Origin of the sequence: Rubrivirga sp. (assembly GCF_049648075.1) — a bacterium.
GTDB lineage: Bacteria > Bacteroidota > Rhodothermia > Rhodothermales > Rubricoccaceae > Rubrivirga.
In genome coordinates this window covers 1-5840 of sequence record NZ_JBARYR010000439.1, presented here as the reverse complement: position 1 = coordinate 5840, position 5840 = coordinate 1, and the positions used below count along the sequence as shown (strand labels likewise).

Genomic DNA, 5840 nt, shown 5'->3' with positions numbered 1-5840 from the left:
CGTCTAGGCTTTGTCTGGTGATTCGGGACGGGGCCGAACGCGATCGCCGGAGTCGACTCGCAAGGAGCGCGAAGCAGCTATCGCGCAGGCTATGGCGATGGAGCGCGACACGGCGAGCCGGCGCTGGGGCCACGTGCAGGCCGATCTGGAGTCGCCAGACAGAGCCTAGTCGACGTCGTACAACGTGACGCGGACGTCGAAGTCGTCGCCACCGAAGCCGCCGATAAACTCGGGGCCGGCCTCCCCTACCGCCGCGACCCGCCCATCGGTGAGGGCCTGGAGCGCGTTCACGGCCGCCCACCGGCCACGCTCCCCGAACCGCGCCGCCGACTCGACCTCGAGGCCGACGACCGCGACGTAGGCGTCGGGAGGCGTTTGAAACGACGGCCCCGACTCGACCCAGGCGACGGCGACGCGGTCGTTGGAGAGCGCCTCGATCGCCGTTCCATTGAGGCTGCGGGAGGACTCGCCCTCGGTGTCCAACTGGACCACCGTCGCGGTCGATAGCCGCGCCCCGTCCTCGCACAACCGAGAGACGCGGAGGGTCGCCTCGGCAGGGTTCGACTCGAGGACGGCCAGTCCGCTCGCGGTCCGCGCGAGGCTCGACGCGGTCCACGACGAGGGCCGGACCGCACCCCACACCTCCGACCCGTCGGCCCCGCTGACCCTGGTGATCGTGCTCCCCTGGCTTCCAGAACCGAGCACGTAGAGGTCCCCTCCGGGAGCGGCCTCGAGGGCGAGGATGTCTTGGACGTTGGCGAGCCGCTCGGACCACACCACAGTGCCGTCGGGGCGGAGGAGGTACAGCTGGGGCGACGTCACCGTGGCCGCGTACACCGCGACGGCGACGCTGCCGTCGTCGAGGACGCGGACGTTACTCCGCTGGGTAAAGCCGGCGTCGGGCCGGAGCACCACGTTCTGGCGCCGTCCTTCGTCGTCGGTCAGGTAGACGGTCACCTCGGTCGCGCCGGGGTCGTCCGGTCCAGCAGAGACGGCGATGGCCAGGCCTCCGTCGACCAGCGCGACGCCCTGGACGGAGCCGAACCCGAGATCGCGGTAGACCTCGGCCGACGTGAGCTCTCCGTCGAGGCCGAACCGCAGAACGGTCGGCAGGGCCAGCGTCCCGTCGGCCGGTCGCTGAACGCCTTCGGTCGAGCCGGTCACGACGAGGTCGCCGTTGGGAGCCTGCACCACGTCGACGGCGGAGTCCGTGCCGTCGGTGGCGTACGAGAACGGCTCGCCGGCCTCGAGGCCGCCGCTGTCGCAGCCGACCAGGACGAGGGCGAGGAGAAGAGGCGTGACGCGCATGATGGAGTACGGGGAGTGGACCGAAGATCCGGCGCCGCGGGCCATGGCTTCAAGGCACCCCAGACCGCCTACCTTCGATTCCACCCCATCCCAGACATGCCTGCTGCCCGCCCCTGGCGCGAGATCCCCGACGTGCCCTCCGTCGCCGAGAAGTTGTGCCGCTATGCCGAGGTCTGGACGACCTCCGATCCGTCCTCGAAGACGTTCCCCTCCACGGAGCGGCAGCGCGACCTGGGGCGGCTGCTCATCGACGAGCTCGCCACACTCGGCCTCGAGGCTTTCGAAGACGAGTGGGGCTACGTCACCGCGACGCTGCCAGGGACGACCCCGACGGTGGTCGCGCTCGTCGCCCACCTCGACACGTCGCCCGACGCTCCGGGCGAGAACGTCCGCCCACACATCGTGCCCGACTACGACGGGTCGGTCGTCGACCTCGAGGGCGGGAATCTGGACCCGGCTCGGCAACCGATGCTCATGGACCACATCGGTCACGACCTGATCACGAGCGACGGGACCACGCTGTTGGGATCGGACGACAAGGCCGGCGTCGCGCTCGCGATGCAGCTCGTCGAGGACCTGATCGCCCTCGAGGCCGACGCGGTCGAGCGCGGCGAGCGGCCCGCCCCTCGTCCCACGCTTCGCATCTTGTTTACGCCGGACGAGGAGATCGGCAAGGGCACGGACCGGCTCGACCTCGAGGCGCTGGGCGCCGACGTGGCGTACACGCTGGACGGCGCCGGCGTGGACGTGCTCAATGTCGAGACGTTCAATGCGGCCGAGGCGACCGTCACCGTCGAGGGCGTCGGGGTGCACCCGGGCTACGCGAAGGGCGTGATGGTGAACGCGACGCGGGTCGCTGCGGCCTTCGTCGCCGCGCTGCCGCCGGACCAGGCGCCCGAGACGACCGACGGTCGCGCCGGGTACCTCCACCCACACACGTTGGAGAGCGGAGCGGAGCGCGCGACCGTTCGGGTCCTCCTCCGCGACTTCGAGGACGCGGGCATGGACGCCAAGCGAGAGTTGGTCCGAGCCCTGGGCGCCGCGGTGGAAGCGGACCATCCGGGCTCACGCGTCACGGTCGAGATCGCGGAGAGCTACCGGAACATGCGGAGCTACGTCGAGGACGTCGACTCGCGGGTCATCTCGCACGCTCTCGAGGCGGCGGAAGCGGCAGGCATCGACCTCGAGTTCGAGCCGGTTCGCGGTGGAACGGACGGCGCTCGTCTGAGCGAGAAGGGTCTCCCCTGCCCCAACGTGTTCACGGGCGGCCACGACTTCCACAGCCGCTTCGAGTGGAACACGGTCCAGAACCTGGAACGGGCGTTGCGATTCGTCCACGCGCTCGTCCGTCGTTGGGGCGCGGAGCAGCCCCCGAGCTAGCCCTCGTCTTGCGCCGTTACGATCCCGTAGCCAGCTCCTCACCCATGACTCTCCGCTCTGTCGTCGCACTCTTGGGTCTCGTCGCCGCGTCGGCCTGCGCGGACAAGCCTGCTCCTGAGCGGCCCGGCGCCGTGACCGCGACCTCGAGGACGGCCACGCCGAACCGACCAGCGGGGCAGAGCCTTGTCCCAGACCCGTCGGATGACGAGTCCCTCGGCACATCCCGACCGGCGCGCGCCGACCTAGACTCCAGATCTGGCGGCGGTCTCGCCTCGAGGTCGGAGTCGTCGGCCTCGAGGTCGGAGCCCACGACTCGCCCAGGCTCAGACCCCCCGCCGTCCTCGAGGCCGTCTGCCCCCCGCCCCTACGGGTTCGTGTTCGACGACTTCAGCTACGGCCCAACAGACTTCGACCTGGGGCGCTTTTTCGACGACCGAGCGCGCGCGGACAACCAGATCGTCGGAGGATCTCCCGAGACCCTCTTTGGCCGCAGCACGTGGCACGTCCTCGAGGGCGACGACCTGGAGTCGGCCCAGGCGAGGTTCTGGTACTACGGGTCGATCAGCGAGGACCCGTACAAAGCGCACGAGTCGGTCAACCGGACATTTTTCGATCCTAAGTGGCCGGAGCGGGGCAACCGGATTCGGACTCGGTTCGAGAGCCTGACGGGTCCGAGCGCGGGCGACGCGACCGGTCGGCTCCGCTTGGGCTTCGAGGCCGGGCACTCGGTCGAGGACGAGACGACGTTCGGCGCGGTCACTCTGGCGAGCGGGTTGATGGCGAACACCGGCACCTGGCTGGTCCGCGTCAAGCCGCCCCGCGACTACCACCGCGCTCGCGGCCAACTTCTGTTTCAGCCGTGGCTCTACAACCAGGTCCAGGCCATCAACGAGCACCAACCGTGGCAGTGGATCTGCGGGACGTGCGACGGTCGGCCGCAGCTCGTGACCTGGAACGAGGTCAACACCGAGTCGCTGTGGTACGGCGGCGAAGGCCAGTACCACTTCTCGGCAGGCACCTCGATCTCGCCCGGATTCCTGGAGCACGTGGCGGGCGGGAACGCGAGGTGGCAAGGCTCCTCGGCCCACGCCAACCCCGAGCTCGTCGCCCTCGATGCCGACGACCGCGTCAACGCCGCCCGGGTCGAGACCTGCCGCCCTCCGGCCGCGCGGTGCAACGGCGCGACCATCGAGGGCGACGTCGATGAGATCGCGGAGTACCTGCTGTCCGGCGACCGCTACGTCTCGATCCTGTTCTCGATCGCCGAGGACGGGCGCCTCGAGGTCGTGTGGCACGCCGACCGGTCCGGCAACGTCGCGGACGAGGCCGGGCAGTTTGCCTCGGCGCGGCTCGAGAGCTACGACACGCGCTTTACCGCCGAGTTGGCCGAGATGTGGACCATCCTGTGGGTCGGAACGACGCAGGGCCGGACGCTCGAGCGCGACTGGCTCCCCGAGTTCGACTACTTCTACTACGCCACGGACCCGTCCCTCGGCCTCGAGGCCGCGACCGCCGACGCCCTGGAGATCCGCCGGACGCTACTCGCGGAGACAAACGGACGACACCTCCGAGCGACGAACGACCTCGGCTTGCTCGACAACGGCCTTCGCCACGACGGCGATCGGTTCACCGCCGACCCGCCCGACTTCACTTTGGGAGTTCGGTACGGCCGCAGCGGGACCATCAAGACCTACGACCCGGATATGGGCATCGTCGCGACGCCGAGCGAGACGTGGGCGTTCGCGTTTCCGCGCTGGGTCGGGACACCGTTCCGCGTCAACATCGTGCCCACGTTCCGGCTGTCCGTTCTCGAGGGCGGCCGGTGGACCGAGGTCGAGCGCCGGACGCGGTCGGGGATGAACTACGCCTTCGACCAGTCCCGCTACCCGCGCGCCGAGCGGTTCCGCATCGAGGCCGAGTTCGTCTACGTCGACGACGGCTGGAGCGAGGCCGCCCCGCTCGGCCGGGAACGCGAGTCCATCGTGATCGACAACCCGTTCTTCGACCCGAACGGCTGAGCTAGGCAGGCCACGTCCTCGAGGACGCTCCACAGAAGCGGCGGCACCCGCGCCCGACGTGGACGTACTGAGCGTGACTGCCCCGACCTCGATGCCGCTCTCTCGCTCCCAGACCCGAACGTTCGTCGCCGTCTTCGCCGCCGCGATGCTGGGCCTCTCCGTCCTCGCGACGTTCCTAATCACGCGAGGATGGGACAACGACGACATCCAAACCCAGGTCGAGGCGCAAGAGACCGAGCGCCGGATGGCCATGCCGAGGCTCGTGCCGGACTCGACGGACGCGCCCTAGCCGAAGGCGGCCCGGTAGCCGGCGTCCTCGAGGGCGCGACCGAGCGCGTCGAGGTCGACGTCTGGCTCGACCTCTAGGCTTACGAGCCAACCGCCGCGCGGGTGACGAGTCACCGCGCCAACGAGGTGAAAGGCGGCGGCCTCGAGGTCGGCGCGGACATGCCCAGCGTCGTCGTGGCCGTCTCGAGAGACCAGCCGCAGGCCGATCACCTTCATCCCCGGCGTGACAGTCCGTAGCCGAACGCGATGAGGGCCGCGGCGCCGACGCCGATTAAGACCGGCGTCGAGAGCAACGTCTCCGCCCACTCGGGCGACCTCGAGGGCGACGACGGCAGGCTGTCGTAGTTGTGGACCGTCTCGATCTGGCCCGTCTCCCCATGCACTACGATCCGGCCGCTGCCGAGCTGACGGACGTAGCCGACGGCGCGCTCGAGGGCGTCGTCGCGGTCGTCGACCTCGTACGACAACGTCGGTGATCCGGCGAGACGGACGCCCCAGCGGTCGTCGCTCGGGACGACGTGGTACACGTTTCGGGTCGGCATGGCTGGACGCGGGTGTGGGCATCGTAAACGCCCTTACGTTCGATCCGGTCCCTCCCCATGCCTCGCCATGAAGCGCGCGCTCCTCCTCATCGTCCTCATCGTCATCGCCGTAGTGCTTCTGGGCGCCGTCGGCGTGTGGACCACCCTGCGTGCGAGCGTCCCCGACCTCGAGGGCGAGCAGCCGCTCCCGGGTCTTACCGCCGACGTGACCGTCGAGCGCGACGCCGCCGGCATCCCGACGATCACGGCGTCGACGCGGGCCGACGCGGCCCGGGCGCTCGGCTTCGTCCACGCGCAAGAGCGC

The 5840-nt window shown here is 69.9% G+C and carries 7 protein-coding genes; 4 read left to right on the top strand and 3 right to left on the bottom strand.

What is annotated here, in order from left to right; all coding sequences use genetic code 11:
* Window positions 1-165: 165 nt before the first annotated feature.
* Entirely contained in the window at window positions 166-1353 is a 1188-nt protein-coding gene (locus WBA11_RS12515; RefSeq protein ID WP_424521012.1) for a hypothetical protein, read from the bottom strand.
* 51 nt (window positions 1354-1404) lie between these two features.
* Here WBA11_RS12515 and pepT point away from each other — a divergent pair, with 51 nt between their 5' ends.
* The 3 genes from pepT (at window position 1405) to WBA11_RS12500 (ending at window position 4995) form a co-directional block, all read left to right on the top strand.
* Window positions 1405-2688, top strand: coding sequence for a peptidase T (pepT, locus tag WBA11_RS12510; protein ID WP_424521011.1), 1284 nt, complete (start codon window positions 1405-1407; stop codon window positions 2686-2688).
* A 44-nt stretch (window positions 2689-2732) separates the two neighbouring features.
* Window positions 2733-4706: a hypothetical protein gene (locus WBA11_RS12505; protein WP_424521010.1), complete on the top strand. Its 1974-nt coding sequence runs from the start codon at window positions 2733-2735 to the stop codon at window positions 4704-4706.
* A gap of 91 nt (window positions 4707-4797) precedes the next feature.
* A complete protein-coding gene (locus tag WBA11_RS12500) occupies window positions 4798-4995 on the top strand; it encodes a hypothetical protein (protein ID WP_424521009.1) in 198 nt (65 codons plus the stop codon).
* On the opposite strand, the gene WBA11_RS12495 is transcribed toward WBA11_RS12500, so the two are convergent.
* Both WBA11_RS12495 and WBA11_RS12490 read right to left on the bottom strand, forming a co-directional pair.
* Window positions 4992-5210, bottom strand: coding sequence for a hypothetical protein (locus WBA11_RS12495; RefSeq protein WP_424521008.1), 219 nt, complete (start codon window positions 5208-5210; stop codon window positions 4992-4994). The two genes, WBA11_RS12500 and WBA11_RS12495, sit on opposite strands and share 4 nt — an antisense overlap.
* Window positions 5207-5536 carry a DUF2188 domain-containing protein gene (locus tag WBA11_RS12490; RefSeq protein WP_424521007.1) on the bottom strand — a complete coding sequence of 110 codons (330 nt, stop codon included), beginning with the start codon at window positions 5534-5536 and terminating at the stop codon, window positions 5207-5209. Before WBA11_RS12490 ends, WBA11_RS12495 begins: the two co-directional genes overlap by 4 nt.
* 67 nt (window positions 5537-5603) lie before the next feature.
* On the opposite strand from WBA11_RS12490, the gene WBA11_RS12485 reads away from it, so the two are divergent.
* On the top strand, window positions 5604-5840 hold a 237-nt coding region (locus WBA11_RS12485), incomplete at its 3' end, for a penicillin acylase family protein (protein ID WP_424521006.1).

What these genes read in the sequence shown, in the direction of transcription:
- WBA11_RS12515 (WP_424521012.1), bottom strand. Translation starts at nt 1,353, where the DNA reads ATGGCCCGCGGCGCCGGATCTTCGGTCCACTCCCCGTACTCCATCATG.
- pepT (WP_424521011.1), top strand. Translation starts at nt 1,405, where the DNA reads ATGCCTGCTGCCCGCCCCTGGCGCGAGATCCCCGACGTGCCCTCCGTC.
- WBA11_RS12505 (WP_424521010.1), top strand. Translation starts at nt 2,733, where the DNA reads ATGACTCTCCGCTCTGTCGTCGCACTCTTGGGTCTCGTCGCCGCGTCG.
- WBA11_RS12500 (WP_424521009.1), top strand. Translation starts at nt 4,798, where the DNA reads ATGCCGCTCTCTCGCTCCCAGACCCGAACGTTCGTCGCCGTCTTCGCC.
- WBA11_RS12495 (WP_424521008.1), bottom strand. Translation starts at nt 5,210, where the DNA reads ATGAAGGTGATCGGCCTGCGGCTGGTCTCTCGAGACGGCCACGACGAC.
- WBA11_RS12490 (WP_424521007.1), bottom strand. Translation starts at nt 5,536, where the DNA reads ATGCCGACCCGAAACGTGTACCACGTCGTCCCGAGCGACGACCGCTGG.